The organism is Curtobacterium sp. BRD11, assembly GCF_031844345.1.
Classification (GTDB): Bacteria; Actinomycetota; Actinomycetes; order Actinomycetales; family Microbacteriaceae; genus Curtobacterium.
In genome coordinates, this window is the sequence record NZ_JAUZUZ010000007.1 from 1 (window position 1) to 17,389 (window position 17,389).

At 71.1% G+C, this 17,389-nt stretch carries 16 protein-coding genes; 2 read left to right on the forward strand and 14 right to left on the reverse strand.

Annotated features, from left to right (window positions below):
* Nucleotides 1-80: 80 nt before the first annotated feature.
* From Q9R28_RS14350 to otsA, 13 genes are all read right to left on the reverse strand, one after another.
* Complete coding sequence (locus Q9R28_RS14350) at nt 81-851, reverse strand: fumarylacetoacetate hydrolase family protein (RefSeq protein ID WP_066654901.1); 771 nt, start codon at nt 849-851, stop codon at nt 81-83.
* A 24-nt stretch (nt 852-875) separates the two neighbouring features.
* Nucleotides 876-2,000 carry a branched-chain amino acid aminotransferase gene (locus Q9R28_RS14355; RefSeq protein ID WP_251155581.1) on the reverse strand — a complete coding sequence of 375 codons (1,125 nt, stop codon included), beginning with the start codon at nt 1,998-2,000 and terminating at the stop codon, nt 876-878.
* A 14-nt stretch (nt 2,001-2,014) separates the two neighbouring features.
* Nucleotides 2,015-3,082, reverse strand: coding sequence for a 3-isopropylmalate dehydrogenase (locus Q9R28_RS14360; RefSeq protein ID WP_311206424.1), 1,068 nt, complete (start codon nt 3,080-3,082; stop codon nt 2,015-2,017).
* 11 nt (nt 3,083-3,093) lie between these two features.
* Nucleotides 3,094-4,683, reverse strand: coding sequence for a phosphoglycerate dehydrogenase (gene serA, locus Q9R28_RS14365; protein WP_311206425.1), 1,590 nt, complete (start codon nt 4,681-4,683; stop codon nt 3,094-3,096).
* Nucleotides 4,684-4,846: 163 nt separating this feature from the next.
* Complete coding sequence (locus Q9R28_RS14370) at nt 4,847-5,227, reverse strand: hypothetical protein (RefSeq protein ID WP_066654913.1); 381 nt, start codon at nt 5,225-5,227, stop codon at nt 4,847-4,849.
* Nucleotides 5,224-5,664 carry a hypothetical protein gene (locus Q9R28_RS14375; RefSeq protein WP_066654915.1) on the reverse strand — a complete coding sequence of 147 codons (441 nt, stop codon included), beginning with the start codon at nt 5,662-5,664 and terminating at the stop codon, nt 5,224-5,226. The genes Q9R28_RS14370 and Q9R28_RS14375 overlap by 4 nt, the downstream gene beginning before the upstream one ends.
* 50 nt (nt 5,665-5,714) lie before the next feature.
* The gene (locus Q9R28_RS14380; protein WP_066654917.1) at nt 5,715-6,905 is read right to left on the reverse strand and encodes a mannitol-1-phosphate 5-dehydrogenase; all 1,191 of its coding nucleotides are present in this window, start codon (nt 6,903-6,905) and stop codon (nt 5,715-5,717) included.
* A gap of 240 nt (nt 6,906-7,145) precedes the next feature.
* Nucleotides 7,146-8,171 (reverse strand): ketol-acid reductoisomerase, encoded by a 1,026-nt coding sequence (gene ilvC / locus Q9R28_RS14385; RefSeq protein WP_111226977.1) that lies wholly within the window; start codon nt 8,169-8,171, stop codon nt 7,146-7,148.
* Nucleotides 8,172-8,267: 96 nt separating this feature from the next.
* Nucleotides 8,268-8,768: an acetolactate synthase small subunit gene (gene ilvN, locus Q9R28_RS14390; RefSeq protein ID WP_066654921.1), complete on the reverse strand. Its 501-nt coding sequence runs from the start codon at nt 8,766-8,768 to the stop codon at nt 8,268-8,270.
* Complete coding sequence (locus tag Q9R28_RS14395) at nt 8,765-10,585, reverse strand: acetolactate synthase large subunit (RefSeq protein ID WP_209685235.1); 1,821 nt, start codon at nt 10,583-10,585, stop codon at nt 8,765-8,767. Before Q9R28_RS14395 ends, ilvN begins: the two co-directional genes overlap by 4 nt.
* A gap of 45 nt (nt 10,586-10,630) precedes the next feature.
* The gene (gene ilvD, locus Q9R28_RS14400) at nt 10,631-12,325 is read right to left on the reverse strand and encodes a dihydroxy-acid dehydratase (protein WP_066654925.1); all 1,695 of its coding nucleotides are present in this window, start codon (nt 12,323-12,325) and stop codon (nt 10,631-10,633) included.
* 72 nt (nt 12,326-12,397) lie between these two features.
* Nucleotides 12,398-13,180, reverse strand: a complete 783-nt coding sequence (otsB, locus tag Q9R28_RS14405; protein ID WP_066654927.1) for a trehalose-phosphatase — start codon at nt 13,178-13,180, stop codon at nt 12,398-12,400.
* Entirely contained in the window at nt 13,173-14,759 is a 1,587-nt protein-coding gene (gene otsA, locus Q9R28_RS14410; protein WP_066654929.1) for an alpha,alpha-trehalose-phosphate synthase (UDP-forming), read from the reverse strand. Before otsA ends, otsB begins: the two co-directional genes overlap by 8 nt.
* 107 nt (nt 14,760-14,866) lie before the next feature.
* On the opposite strand from otsA, the gene Q9R28_RS14415 reads away from it, so the two are divergent.
* Nucleotides 14,867-15,841, forward strand: coding sequence for a magnesium transporter CorA family protein (locus tag Q9R28_RS14415; protein ID WP_066654931.1), 975 nt, complete (start codon nt 14,867-14,869; stop codon nt 15,839-15,841).
* Nucleotides 15,842-15,850: 9 nt separating this feature from the next.
* On the opposite strand, the gene Q9R28_RS14420 is transcribed toward Q9R28_RS14415, so the two are convergent.
* Entirely contained in the window at nt 15,851-17,002 is a 1,152-nt protein-coding gene (locus Q9R28_RS14420) for an SLC13 family permease (RefSeq protein WP_066654936.1), read from the reverse strand.
* Nucleotides 17,003-17,095: 93 nt separating this feature from the next.
* Between Q9R28_RS14420 and Q9R28_RS14425 the strand changes: the two genes are divergently transcribed.
* Nucleotides 17,096-17,287, forward strand: coding sequence for a hypothetical protein (locus Q9R28_RS14425; RefSeq protein WP_058728987.1), 192 nt, complete (start codon nt 17,096-17,098; stop codon nt 17,285-17,287).
* The last annotated feature ends 102 nt before the right edge of the window (nt 17,288-17,389 follow it).

A 17,389-nucleotide genomic window follows, 5' to 3' on the forward strand; every position in this document is an offset into this window, starting at 1 on the left:
CACGGTCGGCACCTCGTGGCCCCGGCACGGCGAACGGCCCGCTCCCCTGTGGGAACGGGCCGTTCGGGTGTCGCGAGCGCTCAGTGGCGAGCGATGACCGGGTTCTTCAGCGAGCCGATCCCCTCGATGAGGACCTCCACCACCTCGCCGTCGCGGATGGCCCCGACCCCGGCCGGGGTACCGGTGAGGATGACGTCGCCGGGCAGGAGGGTCCAGATCGACGACACGAACTCGACCAGGGACGGGATGTCGTGCACCATCTCGCTGGTCGACGCCGCCTGGCGCAGCTCGCCGTCCACGCGGGTCTCGAGTCGGATGTCCGACGGGTCGATCTCGGTCTCGATGACCGGACCGAGCGGACAGAAGGTGTCGAAGCCCTTGGCTCGCGTCCACTGTCCGTCGCGGGCCTGCAGGTCGCGCGCAGTCACGTCGTTCGCGATCGTGTACCCGAGCACGACGCTCGCGAAGTCCTCGCGCCGGACGTTCTTGGCGAGCGAGCCGATCACGATGGCGAGCTCGCCCTCGTGGTCGACACGGCCGACCTCGGCCGGCAGACGGATGGGGTCGTCCGGACCGATGACCGCGGTGTTCGGCTTGAGGAAGACCACGGGGTCGTCCCCCGAACGCTCGTCCATCTCCGACGCGTGCTCGGCGTAGTTCAGGCCGACGCCGATCACCTTCGACCGAGGGATCACCGGTGCGAGCAGCTTGGCGTCGGCGAGCGGCACCCGCTCCCCCGTCGTCTCGAACCCCTGGTACATCGGGTCCCCCGCAAGGACGACCAGGTCACGCTCGTCGAGGATGCCGTACCGCGGGTCTTCACCCGTGCTGCTGAACCGTGCGATCTTCACTGTTCGACCCTACCGATCCGCGGCTCAGGCCGGGTCCGTCAGGCGCGTCATCCACCCGTGGGGGTCGGGACGACGGCCGTACTGGATGTCGGTCAGCTCCTGGCGGAGCGACATCGTCAGCTCGCCGGCCCCGACGGTCGGCGACCCGATCGTGAAGCCCTCGCCGCGGAGCTCCGCGATCGGCGTGACCACCGCGGCCGTCCCGCAGGCGAACGCCTCGGTGATCGAGCCGTCGGCCACCCCGTCCCGCCACTCGTCGAGCGTCACCCGACGACGCTCCACCCGGAGCCCGCGGTCCTCGGCGAGCTGCAGGATCGAGTCGCGGGTGATGCCCTCGAGGATCGACTCCGAGTCCGGCGTGACGAGCGTGCCGTCCGACCGCACGAGCACGACGTTCATGCCGCCGAGCTCCTCGAGGTACCGGCCCTCCTCGGAGTCGAGGAACATCACCTGCTGGCAGCCCTGCTCGTAGGCCTCCTGCTGCGGGAGCAGGGACGCGGCGTAGTTCCCGCCGGTCTTCGCAGCCCCGGTCCCGCCACGTGCGGCACGGGCGTACTTCGTCGACAGCCAGATGCTCACGGGCTTCGGTCCGGACGTGAAGTACGCCCCCGCCGGGCTGGCGATGCAGTGGTACGCGACCTCCTGCGCGGCACGGACGCCGAGGAAGGACTCGGTCGCGATCATGAACGGACGCAGGTACAGGCTGGTCTCCGGCGCCGACGGCACCCAGTCCACGTCGGCGCGGACGAGCTGCCGGACCGACTCGACGAAGACCTCGAGCGGCAGCTCCGGGAGCGCGAGCCGACGGGCCGAGCGCTGGAAGCGGCGCGCGTTGGCGTCCGGCCGGAAGGACCACACCGACCCGTCCGCGTGGCGGTAGGCCTTCATGCCCTCGAAGATCTCCTGCGCGTAGTGGAACACGCTGGCGCTGGGGTCGAGGGTCAGCGGTCCGTACGGGTGGATCGATGCGCTGTGCCAGCCGGCTTCGAGCGACCACGCGACGGTGGCCATGTGGTCGGTGAAGTACTTGCCGAAGCCCGGGTCGGCGAGGATCTCCTCGCGCTCGGCCGCGGCCCGACGCTCGGGCGACGGCGTGTTCGCGAACTCGAGGGCGAAGTCGCCGTCGGTCTCGGTGTCGGTGCTGCTCATCGGGGTGACTCCTGTCAGACGGTGGTGGTGCGTGCTGCGACCGCGGCGGCGATGGCGTCGCCGACCTCGGCCGTGCTGCGCGGCGTGGTGCCCCGGCTCGCGAGGTCGGCCTCGACCGCCTGTGTCACGGCCGCCGCCAGGTCTGCACGACCGAGGTGGTCGAGCAGCAGGGCGACGGACAGGACGGCGGCGGTCGGGTCGGCGACCTGCTGGCCTGCGATGTCCGGCGCGGAACCGTGGACCGGCTCGAACATGCTGGGGAAGGTGCCGTCCGGGTTGATGTTCCCCGAGGCCGCCAGACCGATGCCGCCGCTGATCGCGCCGGCCAGGTCGGTGATGATGTCCCCGAACAGGTTGTCGGTGACGATGACGTCGAACCGCCCGGGCTCGCGGACCATGTGGATCGTCACCGCGTCGACGTGCTGGTAGTCGACGGTCACGTCCGGGTGCTCCTCGGCGACCGCCGCGACCGTCCGCTGCCAGAGGGAACCCGCGTGCACGAGCACGTTGCTCTTGTGCACGAGGGTCAGGTGCTTCCGCGGGCGGCGGGAGGCGAGGTCGAAGGCGTACCGGACGACGCGCTCGACACCGTGTGCCGTGTTGAGGGACACCTCGGTGGCGATCTCGTGCGGCGTGCCGACGCGGATCGCGCCGCCGTTGCCGACGTACGGGCCCTCGGTGCCCTCGCGCACGACGACGAAGTCGACCGCGCCCGGGTCGGCGAGCGGGCTCGCGACCGAGGAGTACACCGTCGTGGGGCGGAGGTTGACGTAGTGGTCGAACGCGAAGCGCAGCTTCAGCAGGAGTCCACGCTCGATGATCCCGCCCGCGAGTCGCGGGTCGCGCGGGTCACCGCCGACGGCGCCGAGCAGGATCGCGTCGTGCTCGGCGATCGCGGACATGTCGTCGTCGGTGAGGATGTCGCCCGTCTCGAGGTACCGGGCGGCACCGAGCGAGAAGGCGGTCTCCTGCACGTCGAGGTCGTCCGGCAGCACCGCGTGCAGGACCTTCAGCGCTTCGTCCACCACCTCGGGCCCGATGCCGTCGCCGCGGACGACCGCCAGCTTGACCGTCTGTGCCATGTCCCGGACCCCTACAGCGTGATGTCGATCTCGCGGAGCGAGGTCGCGTTGATGGTGGAGCGCACGTGCTCGAGGATCTCCGCGGGCACCGGCGAGTCGACCGTCAGGACGCTCAGCGCCTGCCCGCCGGCGGCCTCGCGTGAGATCTGCATCGCGGCGATGTTGATGCCGGCGTCGCCGAACTCCTTGCCGTAGACAGCGACGATGCCGGGGCGGTCGGTGTAGACCATCACGACGTGGTGCGCGTCGAGGGCGACCTCGACGTCGTGGCCGTTGATCTCCACGAGCTTCTCGACCTGCTTGGCACCGGTCAGCGTGCCGGACACGCTGATCGCGGGCCCGTCGGACTGGGCACCGCGGATGGTGAGGACGTTGCGGTACTCCGGGCTGTCGGCGTCGGTGATGAGCCGGACGCTCACGCCGCGCTGCTCCGCGATGAGCGGGGCGTTGACGTACGAGACCTGGTCGCTGACGACGTCGGTGAAGACGCCCTTGAGGGCTGCGAGCTTCAGCACGCTGACGTCGTACTGCGCGAGCTCGCCGTGCACCTCGACGTCGATGCTCGTCACCGGCGAGGTGGCCAGGCCGGTGAAGACCTGACCGAGCTTCTCCATGAGCGGGATCCCCGGGCGGACGTACGGGTCGATGACGCCGCCGGCGACGTTGACCGCGTCCGGCACGAGTTCGCCGCCGAGCGCGAGGCGCACGGACTTCGCGACGGAGACGCCGGCCTTCTCCTGGGCCTCGTCCGTCGAGGCGCCGAGGTGCGGCGTGACGACGACGTTCGGCAGCGCGAGCAGCGGCGAGTCCTTCGGCGGCTCGGACACGAAGACGTCGAGGCCGGCGCCGGCGATCTCCCCGGACGTGAGCGCCCGGTGCAGGGCGTCCTCGTCGATCAGGCCGCCGCGGGCGACGTTCACGACGAACGCGGTCGGCTTCATGAGCGCGAACTGCTCGTCCGAGATCATGCCCACCGTCTCCGGCGTCTTCGGCATGTGGATCGTGGTGAAGTCCGCACGACGGAGGAGGTCCTCGAGCGACACCAGCTCGACCCCGAGCTGCTGGGCCCTGGCCGTCGTGACGTAGGGGTCGTACGCGATGACCGAGACGCCGAACGCCTGCAGGCGCTGCGTGATGAGCGCGCCGATGCGGCCGAGGCCGATGATGCCGACGGTCTTCTCGTAGAGCTCGACGCCCGTGTACGACGAACGCTTCCACGCGCCGGCGGCGAGCGACGCGTGGGCCGCGGGGATGTGGCGCGCGAGCGACAGGATGTGGCCGACCGTGAGCTCGGCGGCCGAGATGATGTTCGACGTCGGCGCGTTGACGACCATCACGCCGGCGGTGGTCGCCGCCTTGATGTCGACGTTGTCCAGGCCGACGCCCGCGCGGGCGACCACCTTGAGCTGCGGCGCCGCGGCGATGGCCTCGGCGTCGATCTTCGTGGCGGACCGCACCAGCACGGCGTGCGCGTCGGCGAGGGAGGACAGGAGCGCGGCACGGTCGGTACCGTCCACGTTCCGGATCTCGAAGTCGGGCCCGAGGGCGTCGACGGTGGCGGGCGAGAGTTCTTCGGCGATCAGGACGACCGGCTTCGGCACAGCTGCAGTTCCTCACACGAGACGGGCGGTATCCCACCATCGTATCGACGCGGGGACCCGGTTACGACCGCACCGTCGGTCCCCGACGGAACCACGCGCCGGTCCGGAGGCGCGGAGCCAGCGGGCACCGTGCCTCCCGTCCGTGGGACGGTCGCGACGTGCGTCAGAAGTCGAGCAGGCGCGGCACGAACAGCTGGAGGTCGAGCCAGAGCGCGCCCGCCGCCGCGAACGCGACGACGAAGACACCGACCGTCACCGACAGCCGAGCCCGGCGCGTCGTCCAGAGGGCGACCACGAACGCGACGGGCGCGATCGCGATGTCGAGGACGAGCCAGCCCCAGGGGGTGCTGCGCTGCAGCGACGAACCACCGGAGGTCGTCTCGAGGAACGTGTTGAACGCGCGAACCGACTGCGAGACGGTGACGAGGTTCCCGACACTCTGGACGGTCATGTAGGCGAACAGCGCGCCGAAGACCACCCAGACGACGATGCGGCCGACGAGCGGGGACGAGGTCCGGCGGGCTGCCGGTGTCGTGGCGGTCACCCGAAGCTCCTGGTCATGAGGAACGGCCAGGGGAAGAGCACGGCGGCTCCGAGCAGCATCCACAGCAGCCGCGTGCGGGTCCGACGACCACGACCGGCCCAGAGCACCACGGTGAACCACAGCGCGGGCGCGACGATCGACAGGAAGCGGAGGACCTCGACGAAGACGGTCAGCAGCGTGTCGACGTTCGCGACGTACGCGGTCGAGGCGGTGAGCAGCCACGCCACCGTGTAGAGCAGGTAGAGCCCGCCGAAGACCCCGAAGCCGACCAGGGCGCCGGAGGTCTCCGGGCGCTCCGGGTCGCGTCCGCCGTGGCCCTTCACCGTGACCGGGTTGTGGGCCGCGTCGACGTGGGTCGCGTCGTCCGCGTCGCCCCAGCTGAGGGCGTCGTCGTCGTGGTCGACCGAGCCGTCGGGCGGGGATGCTGCCGTGGTCATGGGGACGATTCTACGAGGGACCCGCGACGGCGGACACCACGAGGGACCGCTCAGACGTCGGCGGGCTGGGTCGCGAGGACCCCGGCGACGACGTCGCGCACCGCGGGGAACAGCGGGTGGCTCTCCACGAGCCCGGTCAGGATCTCGGTGAGTGCGTGCGCCGTCGCGCCGGAGCGGAGCAGGGCGTGCAGCTCGATCGACTCGGGGTCGTTCTCGTCGTCGAACGCCAGGGCGACCCGGACCGCTCCGAGCAGGTGCTCGACCGGGAGCCCGCGTTCGGCCAGCTGCGACGCCGGGCCGATGAAGCGCTCACGCCGTCCGAGCTTCCGCAGCGGGTTGCGCCCCACGCGCGCCGTGGTGTCCGGCAGGAGCGGGTTCGCGATGCGGGTGAGGTTCGCAGCGACGTAGCGGGCGTGCTCGGCCGGGTCGAACCCGTGCTTGGCGACCAGCAGCGCGGTCGTCTCGGCGAGGACCCCGTCGACCTCGGCGCGGACCTCGCGGTCCTCGAGGGCCTCGCGGATGAGTCGGATCCCGCGGACGAAGCCGTGGTACGCCGCGGTCGCGTGGGCGGTGTTCACCGTGTAGAGCTTCCGCTCGACGAACGGCTGCAGGTCGTCGACCCAGGTGACCCCGTCGATCTGCGGCGGCTCGGCGTCGGACGGAGCGAAGGGGGTGCGCTCGATGACCCACTCGTAGAACGGCTCGAGCACGACGTCGAGACCACCGGACTGTCCGAGCACCCCGGACTGGTCCGGGACGATGCGGTCGATCGCGCAGTTCGCGAAGACCGCCGCGACGTGACGGTCCTCGAGGATCGGGGCGCGTCGGATGCTGGCGTGCAGCGAGTCCGTCGCGTTGAAGGCGTTCTCGCAGGCCACGACCGTGACGTCGCCGCGCTCGGGCGCCCGTGCCGCGAGGCCCTCGGCGATGACGGGGGCGACGAGCGGCAGCGTGCGTGCACCGACGGCGGTCGTGACGACGTCGGCCTCGGCGATCGCCTGGACGACGCGCTCACGGTCGGTCTTGCTGCTGAGTGCACGGAAACCGTACACGAGGTGTTCGACGGGCTGCTCGCCGACCTCGTGGACCACGAAGCGGCCGGCGTCGTTGAGCGCGGAGACCACGCGGTCGTCCACGTCGACGAAGGTGAGCTCGTAACCGCTCGCGACCAGGAACTGACCCACGAACCCGCGCCCGATCTTGCCGGCGCCGATGTGGACCGCTCGCTTCGTCACCGCCATCCGATGATCCTCCCACGTCGGAGGACCCGGTCGTGACCACTCCTCGCGACGCCGCGGAGCGGCATCGGCAGCACTGCAGGACGGGTCACGGAAGCGGAGCGCCCGGGTACGGGGACGCCACGGGGGCGCCAGGTGCTGGCGCTGGAGCTGGAGGGGTACAGGTGCATGTCGTTCGGGTCACGTCGCGAGGCGGCGGTGCGAACGCACCGCCGCCTCGGGAGTCGGGTGGTCGACCGCAGACTACCGCGCGGCCGAGCCGTCCACGTAGTCGGCGTCGTTCGACTTCCACGCGAACAGCGCGCGGAGCTCGCGGCCGGTGGCCTCGATCGGGTGGCCCTCGCCCTTCGCGCGGAGCTCCTTGAACTCCGGCGCGCCGGCGTCCTGGTCCTCGATGAAGCGCTTGGCGAAGGTGCCGTCCTGGATGTCGGAGAGCACGGCCTTCATGTTCTCCTTGACCTCGGGCGAGATCACGCGGGGGCCGGAGACGTAGTCACCGAACTCGGCGGTGTCGGAGATCGACCAGCGCTGCTTGGTGAGGCCGCCCTCCCAGATGAGGTCGACGATGAGCTTGAGCTCGTGCAGGACCTCGAAGTAGGCGATCTGCGGCTGGTAGCCCGCCTCGACCAGGGTCTCGAAGCCGTACTGGATGAGCTGCGACGTGCCACCGCAGAGGACGGCCTGCTCACCGAACAGGTCGGTCTCGGTCTCCTCGGTGAAGGTCGTCTTGATGCCGCCGGAACGCAGGCCGCCGATGGCCTTGGCGTACGACCAGGCGAGGTCCCAGGCGCTGCCGGAGGCGTCGACCTCGACCGCGACGATCACGGGCACGCCGCGGCCGGCCTCGTACTCGCGACGGACGGTGTGCCCCGGGCCCTTCGGCGCGACGAGCGCGACGTCGACGCCCTCGGGGGCCTCGATGTAGCCGTAGCGGATGTTGAAGCCGTGGCCGAAGACGAGCGTCGCGCCGTCCTTCAGGTTCGGCTCGATGTCCTCGGCGTAGACGATGCGCTGCACCTGGTCCGGCGCGAGGATCACGACGACGTCGGCGTTCTTCGTCGCCTCGGCCGGGGTGAGGACCTCGAAGCCCGCCTCGGTCGCCTTGTCGCGGCTCTTCGAGCCCTCCTTGAGGCCGATGACGACCTCGACGCCGGAGTCACGGAGGTTGAGCGCGTGGGCGTGGCCCTGCGAGCCGTAGCCGATGACGGCGACCTTCTTGCCCTGGATGAGCGTCAGGTCGGCGTCGGCGTCGTACACGATGTCAGTCACGAGGGTGTCTCTCCTTGGTTCTGGTGGCTTGTGGTGTGCGGACGGGAGGCGCGTGGCGGGACCGCCCCGCGCCTCCCGCCCGGAAGCGGGGTGTGCTCAGCGCACGCGGTCGGTGATGCTCTTCGGCCCACGGCCCATGCCGAGCAGACCGGCGCGGGCGAGTTCCTTGACGCCGTAGGGCTCGAGGACGCGGAGGATCGCCTGGATCTTGCCCGGGTCGCCGGTCACCTCGACGATGAGCGAGTCGGTCGCCACGTCGACGACCTGCGCGCGGAAGAGGTTCACGGCCTCGAGCACGGCCGAGCGGGTCTGGTTGTCGACGCGGACCTTCACGAGCATGTGCTCGCGCTGCACCGACTGCGAGAAGTCGAGCTCGACGATCTTGATGACGTTGACGAGCTTGTTGAGCTGCTTCGTCACCTGCTCCAGCGGCAGGTCCTCGACGTCGACGACGACCGTGATCCGGGACAGGCCCTCGACCTCGGTGCCGCCCACGGCGAGCGACTCGATGTTGAAGCCGCGCCGGGCGAACAGCCCCGCGACGCGCGTCAGCAGACCCGGCTTGTCCTCGACGAGGAGGGAGAGGACGTGGCTCATGCGGTTTCTCCCGTCATGTCGGCGTCCTCGTCGTCCCAGGTCGGGGCGAGGGCCTGGGCGTACTCGATGGACGAGTTGCTGACCCCCTGCGGGACCATGGGCCAGACCATCGAGTCGCGGCTGACCACGAAGTCGATCACCACGGGGCGGTCGTTCGTCTCGAGGGCGAGCTGGATGGCGGCGTCGACCTCGTCCGCCTTCTCGACGCGGATGCCGAGGGCACCGTAGGCGTCGGCGAGCTTCACGAAGTCCGGGACGCGGCGCGTGCCGTGACCGGTCTGCAGGTCGGTGAAGGAGTGTCGGCCGTCGTAGAACAGCGTCTGCCACTGCCGCACCATGCCGAGCGAGGAGTTGTTGATGACCGCGACCTTGATCGGGATGTCGTTGATGACGCAGGTCGCGAGCTCCTGGTTCGTCATCTGGAAGCAACCGTCGCCGTCGATCGCCCAGACCACGCGGTCCGGCTGGGCGACCTTCGCGCCCATCGCCGCGGGGACCGAGTAGCCCATGGTGCCGGCGCCACCCGAGTTCAGCCAGGCGTTCGGCCGCTCGTACCGGATGAACTGCGCGGACCACATCTGGTGCTGCCCGACCCCGGAGGCGAACACGCCCTCGGGACCGGTGAGCTCACCGATGCGCTTGATGATCGCCTGCGGCGCGAGCAGCCCGTCGGTCGGCTCCGCGTACCCGAGCGGGAAGTCCTGCCGGAGCTGGTCGAGCTTCGCCCACCAGGCGCTCGTGTCCGCCCGGTCGGCGGAGACGTCGTCCCAGGCGTCGAGGAGGTCGACGAGGACCTCGCGGGCGTCGCCGACGATCGGCACGTCGGCGAAGCGGATCTTCGAGATCTCCGCGGGGTCGATGTCGACGTGCACGACCTTGGCGTGCGGCGCGAACTCGTCAGCCTTGCCCGTCACACGGTCGTCGAAGCGCGCACCGAGGGCGACGATGAGGTCGCTCTCCTGCAGGCCGAGCACCGCGGGCACCGTGCCGTGCATGCCCGGCATGCCGAGGTGCTGCTGGTGCGAGTCCGGGAAGGCGCCACGGGCCATGAGGGTCGTGACGACCGGCGCACCGGTGGCCTCGGCGAAGCGCAGGAGCTCGGCCGACGCACCGGAGCGGACGACGCCGCCGCCGACGTACAGCACCGGACGCTCGGCCTCGGCCAGCAGCTGGGCCGCGGCCGTGATCTGCTTGCCGTGCGCCTTCGTGACCGGACGGTAGCCGGGCAGGTCGATCTTCGGCGGCCAGACGTACGGCGCCGACTTCTGCTGGGCGTCCTTCGTGATGTCGACGAGCACCGGGCCCGGGCGACCCGTCGTGGCGATCTGGTGGGCCGCGGCCAGCGTCGCCGGCACGTCGGCCGGGTCGGTCACGAGGAACGAGTGCTTCGTGATCGGCATCGTGATGCCGACGATGTCGGCCTCCTGGAAGGCGTCGGTGCCCATCAGGGTCGAGAACACCTGCCCGGTGATCGCGATGAACGGCACCGAGTCCATGTAGGCGTCGGCGATCGCCGTGACGAGGTTCGTCGCACCGGGACCGGACGTCGCGATGGCGACACCGACCTTGCCGGACGAGGAGGCGTACCCCTCGGCGGCGTGGCCGGCACCCTGCTCGTGGCGCACGAGGACGTGGCGGATGGTCGTCGACGCCATGAGCTCGTCGTAGAACGGGATGATCGCGCCGCCGGGCAGGCCGAAGACGTCGGTGATCCCGAGGTGCTCGAGCGTCCGCAGGACGGCTCCCGAGCCGGTCAGGATCTCGGGCGACCGCCGCGTACCGGCGGCCGCGGACAGCGGAGTGGCTTCCGTGGGCATGAGGTGGTCCTTGCCTGGAGGGATGGCGGTTCGAACGTGTCGACGCTAGCCCGTGACCGCGCCCTTGGCGGCGGACTGGACGAGCTTCGCGAACTTCGCGAGGACTCCGCGGGTGTAGCGCGGGGGCAGCGGGGCCCAGCCTTCTCGGCGGGCCTCCAGCTCGGCGTCGTCGACCAGTAGGTCGAGCGAGCGAGCCGCGATGTCGACACGGATGCGGTCGCCATCGCGCACGAATGCCACTGGACCTGCGTCCACGGCTTCCGGTGCGATGTGGCCGATGCACAGGCCGGTTGTGCCGCCTGAGAATCGTCCGTCCGTCAACAGTAGTACATCCTTGCCCAGGCCCGCGCCCTTGATGGCAGCGGTGATGGCGAGCATCTCGCGCATGCCGGGGCCGCCCTTCGGGCCCTCGTAGCGGATGACCACCACGTCGCCCTTCTGGATCCGTCCCTCGGTCAGGGCGTCCATGGCGGCGCGCTCGCGGTCGAACACCCGCGCCGGGCCCTCGAACACGGCGGCGTCGAAGCCGGCGGTCTTCACGACGGCACCCTCGGGCGCGAACGAGCCCTTGAGGATCGTCAGGCCACCGGTGGTGTGGATCGGGTTGTCGAGCTTCCGGAAGACCTCGCCGTCGAGCTCCGGCGGGTCGATCTCGGCCAGGTTCTCGGCGAGGGTCTTGCCGGTGACGGTCATGACGTCGCCGTGCAGCAGACCGGCCTCGAGCAGCGCCTTCATGATCACCGGGATGCCGCCGTTGCGGTCGACGTCGACCATGACGTACTTGCCGAACGGCTTCATGTCCGCCAGGTGCGGCACCTTCGAGCCGATGCGGTTGAAGTCGTCGAGGCTCAGCTCGACCTCGGCCTCGTGCGCGATCGCGAGCAGGTGCAGCACGACGTTGGTCGAGCCTCCCAGCGCCATCGCGACGGCGATGGCGTTCTCGAACGCCTCCTTCGTCAGGATCTGGCGGGCGGTGAGCCCGAGGCGCAGCATGTTGACGACCGCCTCGCCGGAGCGATGGGCGTAGTAGTCACGGCGACGGTCGGCGCTCGGCGGGGCCGCGGACCCGGGCAGCGACATGCCGAGGGCCTCGGCCACGCTCGCCATCGTGTTCGCGGTGTACATCCCGCCGCAGGCGCCCTCGCCCGGGACGATCGCGCACTCGATCTCCTTGAGCTCGGCCTCGGTCATGGTGCCGGCCTTGCACGCACCGACGCCCTCGAAGGAGTCGATGATCGTGACCTCCTTGAAGGAGCCGTCGGCCTGCTTCACGTAGCCCGGCATGACCGAACCCGCGTAGAGGAAGACGCTCGCGAGGTCCAGACGCGCGGCGGCCATGAGCATGCCGGGGAGCGACTTGTCGCAGCCGGCGAGCAGCACGGTGCCGTCGAGGCGCTCGGCGTTGACGACCGTCTCGACGCTGTCGGCGATGACCTCGCGTGAGACGAGCGAGAAGTGCATGCCCTCGTGGCCCATCGAGATGCCGTCGGAGACGGAGATGGTGCCGAACTGCAGCGGGTACCCGCCGCCGGAGTGCACGCCCTCCTTCGCGCCCTGGGCGAGGCGGTCGAGCGAGAGGTTGCAGGGGGTGATCTCGTTCCAGGACGAGGCGATCCCGATCTGCGGCTTGTCCCAGTCGGCGTCGCCCATGCCGACGGCGCGGAGCATGCCACGCGAGGTGGTCGCTTCGATCCCGTCGGTGACGACCCGGCTGCGCGGCTTCACGTCGATGTCAGGCATGGAGGCAGTCTAGGACCAGTTGGGATACCACCCGGACACCGTTGCGCGGACGGGAGGCGCGGGGCCGGGTCGTCAGCGCGTCGCGCGCAGGCGTCCGAGCTGCTTCAGGACGTCGGTGAGCGCCGCAGGGTCGGCCACGCGGTGGGCGGCGAGCGTGTCGCCCTCCCCCACCTTCACGCCGACGTCGCCGTCGCGGAGCACCCGGAAGGCGTCCTCGTCGGTGACGTCGTCGCCGGCGAAGAACACCGCGTCGGCGCCGCGGAGCCCGCGCAGTCGATCGATCGCGTCGCCCTTCGTGACGTGCCGGACGGCGAACTCGACGATGTCCTTGCCGCCGCGCTCCAGCACGTCCGGGTCTGCTGCGTGCGCCGCCTCGTGCGCCGCCGCGTTCGCCGCGGCCGCGTCCTCGACGCTCGCCCGCCGGGTGTGCACGCCGTGGCCTGCCGGCTTGTGCTCGATCACGACGTCGGGGAACCGTGCACCGACCTCGTCGAGGGCAGCGCCGACCCGTTCGACCCGCGCGAGCTCGTCGTCGCTCAGCGCGGCCTCGTCGTGGCCGTCCACGCGCCACTCGACACCGTGCGACCCGACGAGCGCCATGCCGTCGGGTGCGTGCGACACCCGGGCGAGCCCCTCGAGCGGACGCCCGGAGACGAGCACGACCTCGGTGTCGCGGGCGCGCTGCAGGGTGAGCACCGCGGCCCAGGAGCCGGGGAGCGCCCCGACCCGTGCGGGGTCGTCGGCGAAGGGTGCGAGCGTGCCGTCGAAGTCGAGGGCGACGAGCAGTCGCGGCGCAGCCGCGAGCGTCTCGAGGGCCGCCGCCAGGACGGCCGGGTCGGTGGAGACCTCAGGCACCCCGTGCCTCCCGGGTGTCCTCGGCGGCACGCGCCTTCTGCGCGTCCTGGTCGAAGATCGACATCCCGTCGTCCTCCGCCTCGCGGTGCCGCTCGCCGCCGTCGTCGGACGGGTCGATCCGCGACCCGCGCGGGGCGTGCCGGTCGAGCGCCTCGAGGAACGAGCGGGACCACCGGGCCACGTCGTTGTCGCGGACGCGCTTGCGGAGCGCGCGCATGCGCGTGGAGCGCTCGCGGCGGGGCATCTCGATGGCGCGCTGGATCGAGTCCTTCAGCGCGCCGATGTCGTGCGGGTTGACGATGACGGCCTGCTTGAGCTCGTCGGCGGCACCCGCGAACTCGGACAGGATGAGCACGCCGTCGTTGTCGAACCGGGCGGCCACGTACTCCTTCGCGACCAGGTTCATGCCGTCGCGCAGGGCCGTGACGAGCATGATGTCGGCGGCCAGGTAGAGCGCCACCATCTCCTCGCGCGGGTACCCGTGGTGCAGGTACGCGATCGGCTGGTGGCCGATGACCCCGAGGTCGCCGTTGATGCGGCCGACGGTGAGCTCGATCTCGTCACGCAGCGTCGCGTAGGTGTCGACCCGCTCGCGGCTCGGGCTCGCGACCTGCACGAGGGTGGCGTCCTCGACCGCGATCCGGCCGTCCTCGACGAGCTCGCCGAACGCCTTGATCCGGTGCCGGATGCCCTTCGTGTAGTCGAGCCGGTCGACGCCGAGCAGCACGGTCTTCGGGTTGCCGAGGCTCTCGCGGATCTCCCGCGCGCGCTCCTGCACCTCGGGCCGGTGGGCGATCTCCTCGAAGCTCTCGGCATCGATGGAGATCGGGAAGTGCCGTGCCTCGACGTGCCGCACGGTGATGCCCTTGCGGCTCCGCGGGGCCGCCGGGTCGTCCACGGGGACGTCGATGGTCGACCCCTTGGTGGTGTAGCCCTTGATGTGCCGGACCGCGCGGAGGAAGTCGCTCGCGTCGTCCTGGCGCTGGAAGCCGATCACGTCGGCACCGAGCAGCCCGTCGAGGATCTGCGCGCGCCAGGGCAGCTGCGCGTAGATGCCGACCGGCGGGAACGGGATGTGGTTGAAGAAGCCGATCGTCAGGTCGGGGCGGCGCTCCCGCAGCAGCGCCGGCAGGAGCTGCAGCTGGTAGTCCTGCACCCACACGATGCCGTCCTGCTCGACGATCTCGGCGATCTGGTCGGCGAAGCGCTCGTTGACGCGTCGGTACGCGATCCACCAGTCGCGGTGGTAGCTCGGGTGCTCGATGACGTCGTGGTAGAGCGGCCACAGCGTGTCGTTGCTGAACCCCTCGTAGTACTCCTCGACGTCGGCGGCGCTGAGCGGCACCGGCACGATGTGGATGCCCTCGTTGTCGAACGGTGCGACCTCGACGTCCGGCTGGCCGACCCACCCGACCCAGGCGCCGTCGTTGGCGCGCATGACCGGTTCGAGCGCCGTCACCAGCCCGCCGGGCGAGTGCCGCCACCCCTCGTTGCCGTCCTCGTCGACGACGCGGTCCACCGGGAGGCGGTTCGAGGCGACGACGAAGGCGTAGCGGTCCGGGTCGGTGTCTGCTGCCATGGGGTGCTGGTGTCTCCGTTCCCTCCGGCCGGTGCGCCGGGATCGAGGCCGACGGTACCAGCGGAGGGGCGGCCGGCTCTCGGTGCGCCGTCACTAGGCTCGTCGCCATGGTCATGACACGGGCGTGGCGGGACGGCACCGCGGTGGAGCGGGACTTCCCCGTCGAACGGGTGTCGGACCTGCTGGAGCGCGACGACGGCACCTTCGTGTGGGTGGACCACGTCGACCCGGACCCCGGTGACCTGGACCAGCTCGAGGACGAGCTCGGGGTGCACGCGCTCGCGGTCGAGGACGCCCTCGAGCACGGGCAGCGGCCGAAGCTCGACCGCTACCGGGACAGCCTGTTCCTGGTCGTCTACGACGTCGACGGCCTCGACGCCGAGGGCGAGCTCGTCACGCACGAGGTGAAGGCCTTCGTCACGCACCGGGCGCTCGTGACCATCCACGGCCCCGACGTCGACCTCGGCGCCGTCGAACGGCGGCTGGAGGCGAACGCCGACCTGGCCGACCGCGGGGTGCCCTGGCTCGTCTGGGGACTCCTCGACGCCGTCGTCGACCACGCCACGAAGGCCGTCGAGGACATCGAGGCACGCATCGACGACCTCGAGGACGACCTGTTCGAGCACGGGGACCCGCGCGAGCAGCAGGTCCAGCGCCGGTCCTTCCGGCTGCGGAAGGCGCTCGGCGTGCTCCGGCGGCAGGTCGTGCCCACGCGCGACAGCGTCGGGTCCCTGCTGCACGGCGACGCCGAGACGATCGCCGACGGCATCCGCCCGTACCTCCGTGACGTCGAGGACCACCTCGTGACGATCGCGGACTCGGTCGAGCAGCTCCGCGACGCGGTGTCGAGCGTCCTCGACACGAACCTGAACCTGGCGTCGAACCGGCAGAACACCGTGATGAAGAAGGTGACGAGCTGGGCGGCGATCATCGCGATCCCGACCGCCATCACCGGGTTCTTCGGGCAGAACGTGACGTTCCCCGGGGAGGGGCACTGGAGCGGGTTGGCCGCGTCGGTGTCGCTGATCGTCGCGACGTCGCTCGTGCTCTACCGCGTGTTCAAGAGCAAGGACTGGCTGTAGCCGGCCGCCTCAGAGCTGCAGCGCGAGCACACCGGCGACGACGGTGAGCGGCGCGACAACGCACCCCAGCGCCATGTAGCGTCCCCACGACAGGTGCACGCCCTCGGCCGACAGCCGTGCGTGCCACAGCAGCGTCGCGAGCGAGGCCCACGGCGTGATGAGGCACCCCGCGTTCACGCCGACCAGGAGCGCCGCGTAGCGCAGCGCCTCGTGTCCGGCGGCCGGCTCGAGCACCAGGTACGCGGGCAGGTTGTCGATGGCGTTCGCCGCGACCCCGCCGGCACCGCCGAGCAGCAGGAGCGACCCGGTGTCGGTGCCGCCGGACAGCGCCTGCACGATCGGGTCGGTGAGCCCCGTGGCGTGCAGGGTCTCGACGACGACGAACAGCCCGGCCGCGAAGACGAGCGTCGCCCAGGGGACGCGGGACGGCCGGAGCTCGGACGGTGCGCGGAACGCGGCGACGACGACGAGCAGCGCCGCCGCGACGAGCGCCGCGACCCAGACCGTCACGCCGGCGGTCAGCGCGACCACGAGCAGGACGAGCACCACCGAGGCCGCCCAGAAGAACAGCGGGTCGCGCGGCCGTCGCACGTCGACCGGCGTGTACCGGCCGAAGAGCTTCCCGCGGAACACCACGAGGAGCACCGCGCACGGCACGACGACCCCGGCGAGCGCCGCCCACACCATGAGGCCGGCGAACGGGATCGGGCCGTCGAGGCCGATCCCGTCGACGGCGAGCAGGTTCGTCAGGTTCGACACCGGCAGCAGGAGCGACGCCGTGTTGGCGAGCCACACGGTCGTGAGCGCGAAGGGCATCGGCGGCAGCCCGACGCGACGCGCGAGCGTGATGACGATCGGGGTGAGGAGCACCGCCGTGGTGTCGATGCTCAGGAAGACCGTGCAGACCACCGCGAGCACGACGACGGCCGCCCAGAGGCCGATCGTGCGCCCGCCGCCGACCCGGGCCGCCAGGTCGGCGAGCCGGTCGAAGACACCGGCGTCGGCCGCGAGCTCCGACACGATCGTCAGCCCGAGCACGAACGCGAGCACCGGGACGACCCGGTCGGCCAGCGCGCCGAGGTCCGAGAGGGGCAGCAGCCCGAGCGCGACGCAGACGGCGCCCACGACGAGCAGCACTCCCCCGATGACGGCCTGGCGCACGGTGTCTCCTCGCTCTGCGGACCGGCAGGGCGACCGGCGGCGCTCCAATGTAGCGGCCGGTAGCGTGGCGGGGACGACCAGGAGGAGGAACCCGTGCGGAAGTTCATGTTCAGCGGTGCGGTGTGGAGTTCGATCATCAGCGGCTACAGCGTCGTGCAGACCACCCGGCAGGGGCCGCGCGACTGGCGCCTGGCCCTCACGTGGATCGCGTGGCTCGCGACGACGATCGTCGCGCTCGGCACGGTCGTCGAGGACGACCGAGCCGTCAAGGCGCGCCAGCGCTAGGACGCACGTCGTGGTCACGACGGTGACCGGACGACGGACGGGAGGCGCGGTACCCACCGGTACCGCGCCTCCCGTCCGTCGTCCCGTGGCGTCGCGACCTGC